The organism is Pseudomonas sp. LAIL14HWK12:I10, from assembly GCF_900184205.1.
Classification (GTDB): Bacteria; Pseudomonadota; Gammaproteobacteria; order Pseudomonadales; family Pseudomonadaceae; genus Aquipseudomonas; species Aquipseudomonas kermanshahensis.
Genome location: NZ_FXWU01000007.1, coordinates 122359 through 137564, shown reverse-complemented (window position 1 = coordinate 137564; position 15206 = coordinate 122359). Strand labels below are relative to the sequence as shown.

Annotated in this window: 12 protein-coding genes; 5 read left to right on the top strand and 7 right to left on the bottom strand. The window is 61.9% G+C overall.

Annotation, left to right across the window (positions count from 1 at the left end; translation table 11 throughout):
* Window positions 1-35: 35 nt before the first annotated feature.
* Window positions 36-611: a DUF2780 domain-containing protein gene (locus QOS90_RS17115; protein ID WP_027594313.1), complete on the top strand. Its 576-nt coding sequence runs from the start codon at window positions 36-38 to the stop codon at window positions 609-611.
* A 102-nt stretch (window positions 612-713) separates the two neighbouring features.
* Here the strand turns inward: QOS90_RS17115 and QOS90_RS17110 are convergent, their stop codons facing one another.
* Window positions 714-2063 carry an APC family permease gene (locus QOS90_RS17110; RefSeq protein ID WP_085274039.1) on the bottom strand — a complete coding sequence of 450 codons (1350 nt, stop codon included), beginning with the start codon at window positions 2061-2063 and terminating at the stop codon, window positions 714-716.
* Between the two features lie 245 nt (window positions 2064-2308).
* The gene (yihG, locus tag QOS90_RS17105) at window positions 2309-3196 is read right to left on the bottom strand and encodes a 1-acylglycerol-3-phosphate O-acyltransferase, YihG family (RefSeq protein ID WP_027594315.1); all 888 of its coding nucleotides are present in this window, start codon (window positions 3194-3196) and stop codon (window positions 2309-2311) included.
* 182 nt (window positions 3197-3378) lie between these two features.
* Between yihG and rloA2 the strand changes: the two genes are divergently transcribed.
* Window positions 3379-3879, top strand: coding sequence for a retropepsin-like aspartic peptidase RloA2 (gene rloA2 / locus QOS90_RS17100; protein WP_027594316.1), 501 nt, complete (start codon window positions 3379-3381; stop codon window positions 3877-3879).
* A gap of 210 nt (window positions 3880-4089) precedes the next feature.
* On the opposite strand, the gene QOS90_RS17095 is transcribed toward rloA2, so the two are convergent.
* Window positions 4090-5019, bottom strand: a complete 930-nt coding sequence (locus tag QOS90_RS17095; protein ID WP_097151371.1) for an RHS repeat-associated core domain-containing protein — start codon at window positions 5017-5019, stop codon at window positions 4090-4092.
* A 276-nt stretch (window positions 5020-5295) separates the two neighbouring features.
* Here QOS90_RS17095 and creB point away from each other — a divergent pair, with 276 nt between their 5' ends.
* The 3 genes from creB to creD all read left to right on the top strand — a co-directional run bounded on the left by creB (window position 5296) and on the right by creD (window position 8935).
* Window positions 5296-5976 (top strand): two-component system response regulator CreB, encoded by a 681-nt coding sequence (gene creB, locus QOS90_RS17090; RefSeq protein ID WP_085274040.1) that lies wholly within the window; start codon window positions 5296-5298, stop codon window positions 5974-5976.
* A complete protein-coding gene (creC, locus tag QOS90_RS17085; RefSeq protein WP_027594318.1) occupies window positions 5976-7409 on the top strand; it encodes a two-component system sensor histidine kinase CreC in 1434 nt (477 codons plus the stop codon). The genes creB and creC overlap by 1 nt, the downstream gene beginning before the upstream one ends.
* 197 nt (window positions 7410-7606) lie before the next feature.
* Window positions 7607-8935, top strand: coding sequence for a cell envelope integrity protein CreD (creD, locus tag QOS90_RS17080; protein ID WP_027594319.1), 1329 nt, complete (start codon window positions 7607-7609; stop codon window positions 8933-8935).
* Window positions 8936-9083: 148 nt separating this feature from the next.
* Here creD and QOS90_RS17075 read toward each other — a convergent pair whose 3' ends face one another.
* The 4 genes from QOS90_RS17075 to aceF all read right to left on the bottom strand — a co-directional run bounded on the left by QOS90_RS17075 (window position 9084) and on the right by aceF (window position 15204).
* Complete coding sequence (locus QOS90_RS17075) at window positions 9084-9707, bottom strand: glutathione S-transferase (protein ID WP_085274041.1); 624 nt, start codon at window positions 9705-9707, stop codon at window positions 9084-9086.
* Window positions 9708-9710: 3 nt separating this feature from the next.
* A complete protein-coding gene (gene msrA / locus QOS90_RS17070) occupies window positions 9711-10379 on the bottom strand; it encodes a peptide-methionine (S)-S-oxide reductase MsrA (protein ID WP_085274042.1) in 669 nt (222 codons plus the stop codon).
* 132 nt (window positions 10380-10511) lie between these two features.
* Complete coding sequence (locus QOS90_RS17065) at window positions 10512-13202, bottom strand: putative bifunctional diguanylate cyclase/phosphodiesterase (RefSeq protein ID WP_027594322.1); 2691 nt, start codon at window positions 13200-13202, stop codon at window positions 10512-10514.
* A 361-nt stretch (window positions 13203-13563) separates the two neighbouring features.
* Window positions 13564-15204: a dihydrolipoyllysine-residue acetyltransferase gene (gene aceF / locus QOS90_RS17060; RefSeq protein WP_085274043.1), complete on the bottom strand. Its 1641-nt coding sequence runs from the start codon at window positions 15202-15204 to the stop codon at window positions 13564-13566.
* Window positions 15205-15206: the final 2 nt, after the last annotated feature.

The following is a 15206-nucleotide window of genomic DNA, read 5'->3' as shown; positions in this document are numbered from 1 at the left end:
TTCCCAGGCCATCCCGGCCCACGAGGTCCCTCCCGATGAAAGCATTCACCCTGGCAACCCTGATGACCCTGGCCGCAAGCCCGGTGTTCGCCTTCAACCTCAGCGATGCCGCCAATGCCGTGTCGGCCATGCAGAACCAAAAACAACAGGGCCAGGTCCAGGCGCCCGAGGCGCAGGCCAATTTGCTCAATACCTTGGGTAGTGAACTCAAGATCACCCCGGAACAGGCCGTGGGCGGGGCGGGGGCGATGCTGGGTTTGGCGCGCAATAACCTGAGTTCCGACGACTACGGTCAGTTGACCAAGGCCGTGCCTGGGTTGGACTTGCTGTCCGGTGCCAATGCGCTGGGCGGGTTGAGTGGGTTGGGTGAGCTGCTGGGCAAGAACAGCGAAAGCCAGTCGGCGTTGAACAATGCGCTGGGCAACAACGTGGAGAACCGCAGTGACCTGGACAGCGCGTTCAAGGCGCTGGGCATGGATACCGGGATGATCGGGCAGTTTGCGCCGTTGATTCTGCAGTACCTGGGGCAGCAGGGGATTGCAGGCTCGTTGCTGCAGAACCTGGGTAGCCTGTGGACTACCCCGGCGCCTCTGACCCAACCTTCGGTCTGAAGGCAGGACGCGGGCCCTGTGGGAGCGGGTTTACCCGCGAATGCGATAGTGACTTCACCGCCGCCTTCGCGGGTAAACCCGCTCCCACAGTTACAATGTTGCTCAAGTGGCTTCTGTGAAGTCCACCAAGCGCACCGGGCGGCGGAAGCCGCTAGTCAGTACGGCCAGGTACGCAAGGCCCAGCGCAAACCAGCACAGCCCAATCACCAACGTCAGCGCCGACAGGCTGGTCCATAGCCACAGCGTCAGGCCCAATCCCACCAGTGGTACCGCGCCATAGCACAGCAGGCCTTTGAGGTTGCGCTGTGCGCTGTCACCCATCAGGTGGGTCTTCACCACCGCCAGGTTCACCGCCGAGAACGCCACCAGCGCGCCAAAGCTGATCAGCGAGGCGAGGGTAGCCAAGTCGATCACCAACGACAGCAGCGAGAACGCCGACACCAGGGCAATGGCGAACACTGGCGTACCGAAGCGTGGCGACAGGTAACCGAAGCTGCGCCGTGGCAGCACATTGTCGCGCCCCATGGTGAACAGGATGCGCGACACCGCGGCCTGCGAGGCCAGTGCCGAACCCAGGCTGCCGGCGACGAAGGCGGCGGTGAAGAAGTTGGCGAGGAATTGCCCGCCTGCCTTGAACATCACTTCATTAGCCGCCGCATCGGCGTTTGCAAACGTGCTGCCCGGCAGCACCAGCTGGCTGACGTAGGCCAGCGCGGTGAACAGTACGCCGGCGAAGAGCGTGGTGAGGATGATTGCCCGTGGTACGTCGCGGCGGGCATCGCGGCATTCTTCGGCGAGGGTGGAGACGGCATCGAAGCCGAGGAACGACAGGCACAGTACTGCGGCGCCCGCCATCAGCGGGCCGAAGCCAGGTTGTGTGCCGTCACCCATCAGCGGCGAGAGCAGGTCTACCGGCTGGCCGGCCAGGGTCTGGCAGGACAAGGCCACGAACACCCCGATAAACACGATCTGCGCACCGACGATCAGGTTGCTGGTTTTAGCCACCGAGTTGATGCCGACCACGTTGAGCACGGTGACTAGGGCGATGGAGGCGAGCACGAAGGCCCAGGCGGGCACAGCCGGGAAGGCGATGTTGAGGAACAGGCCGATCAGCAAGTAGTTGATCATCGGCAGGAACAAGTAATCGAGCAGCAGCGACCAACCCGCCAGGAAACCAACGTTCTGGCCGAAGGCCATGTTGGTGTAGGAGTAGGCCGAGCCCGCGACCGGGAAGCGTTTGACCATGAAACTGTAGGACGCGGCAGTGAACAGCATGGCCACCAGCGTAACCAGGTAGGCGCCAGCGGTGCGGCCACCGGTGAGTTCGGTGACGATGCCGTAGGTGGTGAAGATGGTCAGCGGGACCATGTACACCAGGCCGAAGAAGACCAGGGCGGGCAGGCCCAGGACGCGACGAAGTTGGGCGGGGGTGGAGCAAGGTTGGTTGGCCATCGATCGATCCAGGCAATTTTTTGTAGTTGTGCTTTGATCGATTTTTATCCACTTAGGTGGAGGGTGACAAAGAAGTAATCCTTATGTTGATTATTAGCCTGGGTTTTAATCGGATTTGTGCTGTGCCTGTGCTGGCCTCTTCGCGGGCAAGCCCGCTCCCACAGGTTCACTACAGGTCTTGAGAGCGGTGGTAGAACTGTGGGAGCGGGCTTGCCCCGCGAAGAGGCCGGACCAGCCAACATGGCCTAGCGCAATTCTCCGCGCAACTCCTCGATACGCTGATCCTTCTCCAGCCACAGCTGGTTCACCCAAGCCTGCACGGTCTGCCGGAAGGCCGGGTCATTTTCATAATCCCCATCCCACAACGCCGGGTCCAGCTCACGCACCTGAATGTCGATAATCACCCGGCTAATGCTGCCATTGAGCAAGTCCCAGAACCCCGGCGCCTGGTTGCCCGGGTAAACGATGGTCACGTCCAGCAGCGCATCCAGCTGCTCGCCCAGCGCCGCCAGCACGAATGCCACGCCGCCGGCCTTGGGCTTGAGCAGGTGGCGGTAAGGCGACTGTTGCTCCTGGCGCTTGGCCTCGGTGAAGCGCGTGCCTTCCAGGTAGTTGACCACGGTTACCGGCTGGCGCTTGAACAGCTCACAGGCTGCCTTGGTGATCTCCAGGTCCTTGCCCTTGAGCTCGGGGTGCTTGTCCAGAAACGCCTTGCTGTAGCGCTTCATGAACGGGTAATCCAGCCCCCACCAGGCCAGGCCCAGCAGTGGCACCCAAATCAGCTCCTTCTTGAGGAAGAACTTGAAGAACGGCGTGCGGCGGTTGAGGCTTTCGATCAGCGCGGGGATGTCGACCCAGGTCTGGTGGTTGCTCACGGCCAGGTACGAGGTGTCCTTGCGCAGGCGGTCGACGCCCCGGATATCCCACTGGGTGGGGATGCACAGGGCGAAAATCGCCTTGTCGATCTCTGACCAGGTTTCGGCGACCCACATCACCGCCGCAGAGGCGTAGTCACGGCCACGGCCCGGCAGCACCAGCTTGAGCAGGGCAAAGACCAGCAGCGGGCAGATCAACACCACGGTGTTGAGCAGCAGCAGGAGGGTTGTGAGAATGCCGGTCAGCAGGCGACGCATAAAGGAACTCTTGTAGTGAGATAAAAACAGCCGGCAATGATAAGCAGCGATGCGGCCTACGCCAAATGCCCAATGCCCAGCGGCGAGGACAAATGTTTCACATTGTGTTGATTACCGTGTACAGACGAACCTATTCAACTCATGCAGTCTAAGCACTGTCTGCACTCAAGGAAGCGTAACCCGTGAAATCACTGCTTGCCCTGTTGTCACTGTTCGCCTTGCCGGTCATGGCCGCCGAGCCGACGATTTATGGCCGTTACGAAAACATCGCCCTGCCGGAGATTGGCGAGACCTTAAAGGCCAAGATGGACACCGGTGCCTTCACCGCATCGCTGTCGGCCAAAGACATCGAGCTGTTCACCCGCGATGGCGATGAGTGGGTACGCTTCCGCCTGGCGACCAAAGAGTCCGACGGCAAGGTCTACGAGCACAAGGTCTCGCGCATCAGCAAGATCAAAGGCCGTGCCGACGAAGAGGAAGAGGGCGATGCGCCGGAAATTTCCAAGCGCCCGGTGGTCGACCTGGAGCTGTGCCTGGGTGATGTGAAGCGCACGGTTGAAGTGAACCTGGTGGACCGCAGCAGTTTCAACTACCCGCTGTTGATTGGTTCCAAGGCGTTGAAGAAGTTCAAGGCGGCAGTCGACCCCGCCAAGAAGTTCACTGTTGGCAAGCCTGAATGCTAATTTTCGGCCGTTTGTGAATGCCCGTCGAGGGGCTGCTTTTGAAAAATATACGCAGCACTTGACGGGCGGGAAAATGGACGAGCGGCCTTGCCTTCTGAGTCGTTCGTAAAATGAGATGAGGTGAGTGGAATTGCGCTAAACATTGGATTGTAGCCTGTGCGATTCTCTTGCCCTAAATCACCTGATGAGCAGTATCGAGTGGTGCTGCTATTAAGGTGTGTACGGAGGCAGAATAGGGCGGTGATAGTTTGCAATCATTTGCATTCGGATACTTTCCTGCGTTTCGCTTATCGCATTAAATACTTGCGTGCTATTGGCGGTGTGAGGCTGGTTACCTGTGCGCAACTGTGCTTTCTGCATGATAAGGAGGTCGTATATTTTTGCAAGAGAAGTAAGGTCTTCTTTTATCTCTTCGAGCGTCCCTGGTCTGTGGACGCCGTGACGATCAAATGAAATATTTTTTGTAGATTGTCCGACCGTCGGAAGTTCGCTATATTTGGGTAAGTCTAACCAGGAGCGTCCTTCAGGAGGGGGGATGGCATGTTGGTAGCGGGGTAGTTCGGGTTGAATTTGAGTTATATGGATTGGAACTCCATCCAGGTCGCTCGGCGTAAATAACCTTTGTGATTGTGTTGGTGTTTTTTTTGACCATGACCATGACCATGACCATGACCATGACCATGACCATGGCAATTCCCAGCGACCCGTTGGGTCAATATTGTTTACAGGATCGTTTAGGCAATACGCAAAGCTATTAATACCTCCTGCGCCAAATGGGCTATGCCTGTCAGGGCTAATAAACCTGCGTAAAGTTGGACTGAATGCGCGGTAGCCATTACCTAGCAGATAATACTCGGTCAACCTATCTGGCAATTCTCCATTGAAACCAGGGATAGCATATGTACGAAGGTGAGGCTCATGGCCATAAGGCGCGTATGCCATATTTTTTTCGGGGTTCGACACTCGCGCGCGTAGTGTAGAGCCCTGGGTGTCAGCCATCAATAACTTGCTGTGATGAGCGTCTTGGGTAGCCAATACGTGCCTACCTGATCTCATTAGCAGTAGAGCGTTATCGCTCAGGATCGTCCCTAGATAATGGCCTTGGTAAAAAAATAGGGAGCGAAGTTCTTGAGTTTTCATGGTGTCAGACTTTAGTCTTCAGTTATTCCGGAGTCTAGAGTGGTCTGCGTATTTTTAAAACTGACATAAATAACAGTTGCAAAACTTTGCCAATTAAAGTCGGTATATGAACTGTCTTCGGTTCGAATGTGCTACAGAGGCGCGGGGCTCAACGTGATCAACGTGGGTGTGGGCTTACCCGCAAAGACTCCGGTGCGCACAACCCACATCCCGCTGCTTGCCACAGCCCTTGAATCCCCTAAGAATCCAGCTATGCCCCCAGCCAGGCCGGACACCATGCTCCATATCCTCATCGTCGAAGACGAAGCCGCCATCGCCGACACTCTGGTCTACGCCCTGCAGGCCGACGGCCACAGCACCGAGTGGGTGACCCTGGGCAGCGCCGCCCTCGACCAGCAGCGCCAGCGCCCGGCCGACCTGATCATCCTCGACATCGGCCTGCCTGATATCAGTGGTTTCGAAACCTGCCGCCAACTGCGCCGCTTCAGCGAGGTGCCGGTGATGTTCCTCAGCGCCCGCGATGGCGAAATCGACCGGGTGGTGGGCCTTGAGATCGGCGCCGACGACTACGTGGTCAAACCCTTCAGCCCCCGCGAGGTGGCGGCACGGGTGCGGGCCATCCTTAAACGCATGGCACCACGTGTTGAGCCCGTCGCGGCGGCAACGCTGTTCCAGCTCGACCCCCTGCGCATGCAGATCAGCTACCGCAACCAGCCGCTGAGCCTGACCCGCCACGAGTTTCGTTTGCTGCAGTGCCTGCTGGAACAGCCCCAGCGGGTGTTCAGCCGCGAGCAACTGCTCGATGCCCTGGGCGTGGCGTCTGACGTGGGCTACGAGCGCACCATCGACAGCCACATCAAGAGCCTGCGGGCCAAGTTGCGCCTGGTCGCCAGCGAGGCAGAACCGATACAGACCCACCGCGGCCTCGGCTACAGCTACAGCCCGGATCACGCCTGATGCGCCTGGGCATCCGGATCTTCCTGGTGTACTTCCTGTTCGTCGGGCTGGCGGGGTACTTCCTGCTTAACACGGTGCGCGAACAGATCCGCCCGGTGGTGCGCCAATCGTCCGAAGAAACCTTGGTCGACACCGCCAACCTGCTGGCGGAGATTTTGCACGATGACGTCAAGGCCGGTACCCTCGGGCAAAGCCGCTTGCCCGAAGTACTCAAGGCTTACGGTTCGCGCAGCCCGGGCGCGCAGATCTGGGGCTTGGCGAAGAACCAGGTCAGCCACCGCATCTACGTGACCGACGCCAAAGGCATCGTGCTGCTCGACTCCAGCGGTGAGGACCTGGGCAAGGATTACTCGAAGTGGAATGACGTTTACCTCACCCTGCGCGGCGAGTACGGCGCCCGCTCCACGCGCAGTGTCGCCGATGACGAAAGCACTTCGGTGATGCATGTGGCCGCGCCGATCATCGAAGACGGCCAGATCATCGGCGTGGTTACCGTGGCCAAGCCCAACAGCTCGCTGCAACCCTACATCGACCGCTCCGAGCAGCGTTTGCTCACGTTGGGCCTGGGCTTGATCGGCCTGGGCTTGTTGATTGGCGCAGCGCTGTCGTGGTGGCTGGCGCGCTCGCTGCGCAGGCTGGCCCGTTACGCCCAGGCGGTCAGCGAAGGTGAGCGGGCGGCGCTGCCGCATTACAAGGGCGGTGAGCTGGCGCACCTGGCCAATGCAGTCGAGCGCATGCGCACGCAGCTGGAAGGCAAGGCCTACGTCGAGCGCTATGTGCACACCTTGACCCACGAACTGAAAAGCCCACTGGCGGCCATCCGCGGAGCCTCCGAGCTGCTGCAGGGCGATATGCCGGCCGAACAGCGGGCGCGCTTTGCCGGCAACATCGAGCGCGAAAGCGAGCGCCTGCAGCAGATGATCGAACGCCTGCTCAACCTCGCCCGCGTGGAGCAGATGCAGGCGCTGGAGGATGAACAGCAGGTGGCGTTGGCGGCACTGGTCGACGAATTGCTGTTGGCCCATGCGGCACGCATCGAAGCGGCGGGCCTGCAGGTGCGGCAGCGGGTGCCGGCCGGTTTGCGGTTGTTGTGCGATCCGTTTCTGATGCGCCAGGCGTTGGCCAACCTGCTCGACAATGCGCTGGACTTTACCCCGGCCGGTGGGGCGTTGTTGTTCGAGCTTGAGCGCGACGGTGGGCGGGTGGCGTTGAGCCTGTTCAACCAGGGGCAGGCGATACCGGCGTATGCCATTGGGCGGGTGAGTGAGCGGTTTTACTCGCTGCCGCGGCCGGGGAGTGGGCGCAAGAGCACCGGGCTGGGGCTGAATTTTGTGGCCGAGGTGATGCAGCTGCATGGCGGTTCGCTTGCAGTAGATAACGTCGATGGCGGTGTGCGGGTGCGGTTGTGGCTGCCGGTGCGGCGTATCAGCTGAGATTGCCGGGTCCGCTGCGCGGCCCATCGCCGGCAAGCCAGCTCCCACAGGTACTCCACAGCTTGGGACCTTATGTTGTACCTGTGGGAGCTGGCTTGCCGGCGATAGGGCCCTTGAAGTACACACAATCTCCACACAGTCTCCCCAAGGTCTCCACGCAAGGCGCAGACACTGCGCCCACTGCCAAAGGAGGCCCTATGAACAAGACCCTTGGATTCAAGCTCGGCATGATTGCCCTGCTGATGGTGCTGTTGCTGATCCCGCTGCTGATGATCAACGGCCTCATCGACGAGCGCCAGACCCTGCGTGACAGCGTGGTGCGTGACATCGCCCAGAGCGCCAGCTTCGACCAGCAACTCAGTGGCCCGCTGCTGGTGGTGCCGTACCGCAAGTACCAGCGCCGTTGGATCGACAAGGACGGCGAGCGTACCCAGGAGACCAGCAGCATCGCCGGCCACCTGTACTTCCTGCCGGAAACCTTCGAGGCCGACCTGGGTGTCGACACCGAGCTGCGCTCACGCGGCATCTACCAGGCGCGGCTGTTTCACGCCAAAGGCCGCATCAGTGGCCGCTTCAAGCTCCCCGAACGCTGGGGCATCGACAAGGATTTTGAAGACTACCGGTTCGACAAGCCCTTTCTGGTGGTGGGCATCAGCGACATTCGTGGCATCGAGAATGGCCTGGAGCTGACGCTCGACGAGCGCAAGTTGCCCTTTGAAGCGGGGACCGGGCTCGACTGGATGCGCGGTGGCGTGCATGCCAGCGTGCCAGGGCTGGATGGCTTGCAAGCGCGGGAGTTCAGCTACGGCTTCGACCTGGCGCTGCAAGGCACTGGCCAGTTGCAGGTGTTGCCGGTTGGCCGTACCAGCAGTGTGGATATGCACGCCAACTGGCCGCACCCAAGCTTCATCGGCAGTTACCTGCCCAGCCGTCGCGACATCGATGCCCAAGGCTTCACTGCCCACTGGCAGACGTCGTTCTTCGCCACCAACCTTGAAGATGCCCTGCGCCAGTGCGCCACGGCCGGGCACTGTGAGGACTTCAGCGAGCGCACCTTTGGCGTCAGCTTTGTCGACCCGGTTGATCAGTACCTGAAGAGCGAGCGGGCGATCAAATACGCGCTGCTGTTCATTGCCCTGACCTTTGCCGGCTTCTTCCTGTTCGAGGTGCTGAAGAACCTCAGCGTGCACCCGGTGCAGTACATCCTGGTGGGTGTGGCGTTGGCGTTTTTCTACCTGCTGTTGCTGTCGATGTCCGAACACATCGGCTTTGGCCCGGCGTATGGGCTGTCGGCTTCAGCCTGTGTGTTGCTGATTGGCTTCTACCTGAGCCACGTGCTGCGCAGCCTGGGGCGTGGGGTTGGGTTTGCGGCGGGGTTAGCGGCGTTGTACGGGATGCTTTATGGGCTGCTCAGCGCCGAGGACTACGCGCTGTTGATGGGGTCGTTGCTGTGCTTTGGTTTGTTGGGCGTGTTCATGGTGCTGACCCGGCGGCTGGACTGGGCGCGGGTGGGGAGGGCGGCATGAGGGAGGATAGAGAAGTCGGGCGGTGGTTGGCACGCAGGATTGGGCAGTTGTTCCCTGCGATACCGAGGTAAGGCATTCGCAGCACAAGGCTGCTCCTACAGGACGCGCGCTACCGTGTAGGAGCAGCCTTGTGCTGCGAAGAGGCCCGTCAGGCCACAGGAGATGTGGCAACCATCGACGGCCGTTGGGCCACCTCGGCATACCACTTCGCCAGCCCAGGCTGGCGCTCACGCCAACCAAATTCAGGCTGGCGCAAATCCAGGTACCCCAGCGCACAGGCAACACCAATGGCAGCCAGATCAAAGCCCGAGATCAGCTCCGCCAGATGTTCCTGTTCCAGGTTGGCCAGGCTGCGGCGGATCTTGTCACCCTGCGCCTCGAGCCAGCCATCCCAACGCTTGTCCTCAGGCCGCAGGAAGCTCTCATAGCGGCTCGACACCGCCGCATCCATGATCGCATCGGCCTGCGACGCCAAGGTCATGCGCCGCCAGCGCGCCGAGCCCTCACGCGGCAGCAAGGGCAGGCCGACGTGCTGCAGGTCGAGGTACTCGCAAATCACCCGGCTGTCGTGAAGCACCGTGCCGTCATCCAGGCGCAGGGCCGGGATCTTGCCGATCGGGTTGCCCTGGTTGAGCTGGTCATTACCACTCACGGGGCTGATGTTCACCGGCTGCAGGGTGACGCGGTCAAGCTGGCCGGTCTCGTGCAGCACCACCATGACCTTGCGCACGAAGGGCGACAGCGGCGAGTGGAACAGGGTCATCGTGGCCATGGTTCAGTTGCCCTGCAGGCTGGGTGGCAGGCACACACCGGTACCGCCAATACCGCAGTAGCCGTCCGGGTTCTTGGCCAGGTACTGCTGGTGGTAGGCCTCGGCGAAGTACACGGTCGGGGCCTGGTCGATCTCGGTGGTGATCTCACCGAAACCGGCCTTGTTCAGCTCGGCCTGGAAGGCGTCGCGGCTGGCCTTGGCTTCTTCGAGTTGCTGCGGCGAGGTGCAGTAGATGGCCGAGCGGTACTGGGTGCCGACGTCGTTGCCCTGGCGCATGCCTTGGGTCGGGTTGTGCAGCTCCCAGAACATGGCCAGCAGCTCGCGGTAGCTGACCTTGTCCTTGTCGAACACCACCAGCACCACTTCGGTGTGGCCGGTCAGGCCCGAGCAGACTTCTTCGTACGTGGGGTTGGGGGTGAAGCCGCCGGCATAGCCGACCACCGTGCTGACCACGCCTTCACGCTGCCAGAAGCGGCGCTCGGCGCCCCAGAAGCAGCCCAGGCCGAAGATGGCGAAGTCGATGGCACCTTCGAAGAAGGGGCCGAGCAGGGGGGTGCCTTCGAACACATAGTGGAACTCGGGCAGCGACATTGGCGTTTCGCGGCCAGGCAGGGCCTGCTCCGCGGTTGGCATGACGTTTTTGTTCACCAGGATTTCCGAACGCAGGACCATGGCCGTTCCTCTGTGTTTTTTCAGTTGGATTGGTGGTGAGGCCTTCGCAGCACAAGGCTGCTCCTACAGGGAGCGCGCACTGCTGCAAAAGGGCCCGAATGGACTCTATAGTGCCCGAGGTTAACGCTGCTGTCAGGCCATTGGACCGCGCGGATAGCGCTTCAGTCGCTCGGCCAGTTCACGCCCCGGAATCGGCCGATCGAACAGGTACCCCTGGCCCACGTCGCACCGGTGCCTGCGCAGAAACGCCAGCTGCGCTGGGGTCTCGATCCCTTCGGCGACCACCTTGAGCTTGAGGTTGTGGGCCATGGCCACCACCGCCGAGGTGATTTCCATGTCGTCCTGGTTATCCGGGATTTCGTTGATGAAGCTGCGGTCGATCTTGATGATGTCGATCGGAAACTTCTTCAAATAGCTCAACGACGAATAGCCCGTGCCGAAATCGTCCATCGCCAGGGTCAGGCCCAGGGCCTTGAGCTCGTCGAGCTGGCGGTGGGTGTCTTCGGTCGCTTCCAGCAGCAGGCCTTCGGTCAGCTCCAGCTCCAGCAGGTGCGAGGGCAGCGCTTCTTCCTTGAGGATCGAACTGATCGAGGCTACCAGGTCCGGGTCGGAGAATTGCTTGGGCGACAGGTTGATGGCCACGTGCAAGTTGCCCAGGCCGGCCTCGCGCAGTTGCTGGCTCATGCGGCACGACTGGCGCACCACCCACTTGCCGATGGGGATGATCAGGCCGGTTTCCTCGGCCACGCTGATGAACTGGTCCGGGCGGATCATGCCGCGCTCGGGGTGGTTCCAGCGCAGCAGTGCTTCCAACCCCAGCAGGCGGCCGCTGCGCAGGCACAGCTTGGGCTGGTAGAACACTTCCAGTTCGTTCTGGGTCAGGGCGCGGCGCAGGTTGTTCTCGACGAACAGCTTGTAACTGGCCTCGGCATTGAGCACTTCGGTAAACACCTGCACCTGGTGCTTGCCGTTGGCCTTGGCCTTGTGCAGCGCCAGGCCTGCGTTTTTCATCAGGCTCGCCGGGTCGATGCCGTGCAGCGGCGCACAGGCAAGGCCCACCGAGGCGGTGACGTTGATCAGCTGGTTGTCGACGAACATTGGCTTGTCGAGGGTGTGCAGCAACTGCTGGGCGACGTCCTGGCCGTCTTCCAGGCGGGTGTCGTCGAGCAGCACAGCGAACTCATTGCTGGCGAAGCGCGCCAGGATGCCACCGGCGCTGAGGCTGTTGCGCAGGCGGCGGGCCAGGCTGACCAACAGCTTGTCGCCGGTCTGGTGGCCAAGGCTGTCGTTGATGCGCTTGAAGTTGTCGATGTCCACAAGCAGCAGGCACATCGAGCTCTCGCTGTTACGGGCAAAGCGCTCGTCGAGGCTGCGGATGAACGCCGGGCGGTTGCCCAGGTTGGTCAGGTTGTCGGTGTAGGCCAGGCGCTCAATGCGCTGTTGGGCCAGCTTGGTCTGGGTGACGTCTTCGTAGATGCCGATGTAGTGGGTCAGCTCACGGTTGTCGCCATACACCTTGGATATCGACAGTTGGCCCCAGTAGGGCTCAAGGTTTTTGCGCCGGCTCTTGAATTCACCTTGCCAGCTGTTGCCCATGGCCAGGCTCGATGGCGAATCGAACAGCAGCTCGCTGAGGTTTTCCAGGGCTGGCAGCTCGGCCAGTTGGCGGCCCTGGACTTCATCGGTGCTGTACTGGGTGATCGCCGTGAAGCTTGGGTTGACGTATTCCACCACGCCGTCGCGGTTGACCAGCAAAAAGGCACTGGCGCTTTGTTCCACCGCGCGCTGGAACAGGTGCAGGGCGCTGGCCGCGGTGCGTCGGTTGTGGTTGGTGATGACCTGGGCGAATTGGTCGGCCAGCTCACCGGCAAAGGCGATTTCATCGGACTGCCAGGCCCGCGGCTGGCCGCTCTGCTCCAGGCACAACACCCCGATTACCTGGCCATCGACGCGCACGCTGGCATCGAGCATGGCTTTGTTGTCGGGGCACAGGCTCTGGGTCAGGGCGCGGGTGCGCGGGTCGTGGTTGGCGTTATGAGCGTCGATGGCGCGGCTGGCGTGCAGTGCGTCGAGGTAGTCGGGAAAGTGGCTGGCATCGATGGCTTCGGGCAGGCGATGTTCCTGCTCGTGGCGGTACCAGGCACTGATCGGCTCCAGGCGCTGGCCTTCCAGGTGCCAGATGCTGGCGCTGTCGACCTTGTAGATTTCGCAGGCGCTCTGGGTGATCAGCTCGGCGGCTTCGAGCAGCGAGTTCTCTGCGCTGTAACGCTGGCGGGCCAGGCGCAGGATCAGGTCTTGCTGGCCACGCACACGCTCCAGGTGTTCAAGCTGTTCTTGCTGGGCGCGCTGGTTGAGCTGCAGGGCCAGTTGCAGGCGGTTGTTGCGCGATTCCAGGTCACTGGCGTCGGGGTCGGCGGCGTCTTCGGGCGGGTCGTCGAGTACGCTCAGGTAGCCGCGCAGCAGTTGCCGGTTGTGTTGCCTGTAGGCTTCCCCGGCCTCCAGCAGGCGCAGTGACGCGCCAGGGGCATGCAAGGTGTAGCGCACGCGGTAGTAGCCACGCCGGGCAAGCTGCGACTGGATTTCGTCGTGCAGCCTGTAGCGGGCTTCGGGCTCCATCAGGCTGGCATAGGGCGAATCGACCAAGGCGCACAGCTCGCCTGCCTGCAGGCCGAACTGGCGTTCGCAGGTGGGGTCGAGGTAGAGCATGGCCCAGGTGGCTTCGTTGAGCCTTTCGAAACGCAGCATGCCGAGCCGCGAGGGCACGGGTAGCTGCGTGACGACCTCGGCCGCCACACGGCTGGCGGCATCGGGTTGGCTTTTCATCGAAGACTCGCTTGAAGAGGGAAACACGGCCTGGTCGGCGGCGTATCTGGCAAGGTTGCATCATGTCCCGAGGGCTGGCAAGCGGCCATGTGTGATGCTGTGTACGGGTTATCGGCAGAGGTACCACAAACTATAGGCGCACCCCTTGTAGGAGCAGCCTTGTGCTGCGAAGAGGCCCTGCCAGGCGCTGCAAATGTTGGCGGTGGTACCCGCCCTTTCGCAGCACAAGGCTGCTCCTACAAAAAAACCGGTGAGGTGTGAGCCGCAGGCAAAAAAAAGCCCCGCCAAATGACGGGGTTGAGGTACGAGCGTGGCAGCTCGAAAAGGGTACTGCCCCTCTTGCGAGGGGCAGCGTGCCGCCTTACAGCAGCAGGGTGCGGATATCCGCCAGCACGTCGCCCAGGCGCTTGGTGAAGCGCGCGGCGGCAGCGCCGTTGATCACACGGTGATCGTAGGACAGCGACAGCGGCAGCATCAGCTTCGGCTGGAAGGCTTTGCCATCCCAGACTGGCTGCATGGTTGCCTTCGAAACGCCCAGGATCGCCACCTCAGGCGCGTTGACGATCGGCGTGAAGCCGGTGCCGCCAATGTGGCCGAGGCTGGAGATGGTGAAGCAGGCGCCTTGCATGTCGTCGGCCGACAGCTTTTTGGTGCGCGCTTTCTCGGCCAGTGCAGCGGCTTCGGCAGCCAGTTGCAGCAGGCTCTTCTGGTCGACGTTCTTGATCACAGGGACCAGCAGGCCATCCGGGGTGTCCACGGCAAAGCCGATGTTCACGTACTTCTTGCGGATGATCGCCTTGCCGCTTGGCGCCAGCGAGCTGTTGAAGTCCGGCATTTCCTTGAGCAGGAATGCGCTGGCCTTGAGCAGCAGTGGCAGCACGGTCAGCTTGACGCCAGCCTTCTCGGCCACGGCCTTCTGCGCCACGCGGAAGGCTTCCAGCTCGGTGATGTCAGCGGAGTCGAACTGAGTCACGTGCGGCACGTTCAGCCAGCTGCGGTGCAGGTTGGCGGCACCGACCTGCATCAGGCGGGTCAGGGCCACTTCTTCCACTTCACCGAACTTGCTGAAGTCCACGGCAGGGATTGGCGGGATGCCAGCGCCGCCGGTTGCGCCGGCGGCTGCCGGGGCTTCCTTGGCCTTCTGCATCATCGCTTTGACGTAAACCTGCACGTCTTCTTTCAGGATGCGGCCATGCGGGCCGGTGGCCGCGACAGCGCCCAGCTCGACACCGAATTCACGGGCCAGCTGACGGACGGCTGGGCCAGCGTGCACCTTGGCGTTGTTGCCAGCCGCCGGCGCAGTAGCGACCGGAGCAGGGGCAGCAGCCGGGGCGGCAGCGGCAGGTGCGGCAGCAGGCGCAGCCTCAGCCTTGGCCGGTGCAGCAGCGGCCGGAGCCGGTGCGGCAGCCGGCGCTGCGCCAGCAACCTTCAGCTTGAAGATCAGGTCGCCAGTGCCGACTTCATCTTCCAGCTTGCACAGCACTTCTTCGACCACGCCAGCAGCAGGCGATGGGATCTCCATGGAGGCCTTGTCGGACTCCAGAGTGATCAGCGACTGGTCGGCTTCGACGGTGTCGCCGACCTTGACCAGCACTTCGATGATCTTGGCCTTGCCCGACGAGCCGATGTCCGGCACGTGGATGTCTTGCACGCTGGCGGCAGCCGGGGCTGCAGCAGGCGCAGGCGCGGCTTCGGCGGCCGGCTTTTCAGCGGCGGCCGGCGCAGCGGCAGGGGCAGGTGCGGCGGCTGGCGCCTCGGACGCCGCAGCGCCCTCGGCTTCCAGCACCAGCAGCTCGTCGCCTTCTTTCAGGCGATCGCCCAGCTTGACCTTCAGCTCTTTGATCACGCCGGCCTTAGGGGCCGGGATCTCCATGGAGGCCTTGTCGGACTCCAGGGTCAGCAGGCTCTGGTCAGCCTCGATACGGTCACCGACCTTGACGAACAGCTCGATGATTTCACCTTCACCGCTGCCGATGTCAGGTACGCGAATGAGTTCGCTCACTT

What these genes read in the sequence shown, in the direction of transcription:
- creC (WP_027594318.1), top strand. Translation starts at nt 5,976, where the DNA reads ATGCGCCTGGGCATCCGGATCTTCCTGGTGTACTTCCTGTTCGTCGGG.
- QOS90_RS17115 (WP_027594313.1), top strand. Translation starts at nt 36, where the DNA reads ATGAAAGCATTCACCCTGGCAACCCTGATGACCCTGGCCGCAAGCCCG.
- creD (WP_027594319.1), top strand. Translation starts at nt 7,607, where the DNA reads ATGAACAAGACCCTTGGATTCAAGCTCGGCATGATTGCCCTGCTGATG.
- creB (WP_085274040.1), top strand. Translation starts at nt 5,296, where the DNA reads ATGCTCCATATCCTCATCGTCGAAGACGAAGCCGCCATCGCCGACACT.
- QOS90_RS17095 (WP_097151371.1), bottom strand. Translation starts at nt 5,019, where the DNA reads ATGAAAACTCAAGAACTTCGCTCCCTATTTTTTTACCAAGGCCATTAT.
- QOS90_RS17110 (WP_085274039.1), bottom strand. Translation starts at nt 2,063, where the DNA reads ATGGCCAACCAACCTTGCTCCACCCCCGCCCAACTTCGTCGCGTCCTG.
- QOS90_RS17065 (WP_027594322.1), bottom strand. Translation starts at nt 13,202, where the DNA reads ATGAAAAGCCAACCCGATGCCGCCAGCCGTGTGGCGGCCGAGGTCGTC.
- msrA (WP_085274042.1), bottom strand. Translation starts at nt 10,379, where the DNA reads ATGGTCCTGCGTTCGGAAATCCTGGTGAACAAAAACGTCATGCCAACC.
- QOS90_RS17075 (WP_085274041.1), bottom strand. Translation starts at nt 9,707, where the DNA reads ATGGCCACGATGACCCTGTTCCACTCGCCGCTGTCGCCCTTCGTGCGC.
- yihG (WP_027594315.1), bottom strand. Translation starts at nt 3,196, where the DNA reads ATGCGTCGCCTGCTGACCGGCATTCTCACAACCCTCCTGCTGCTGCTC.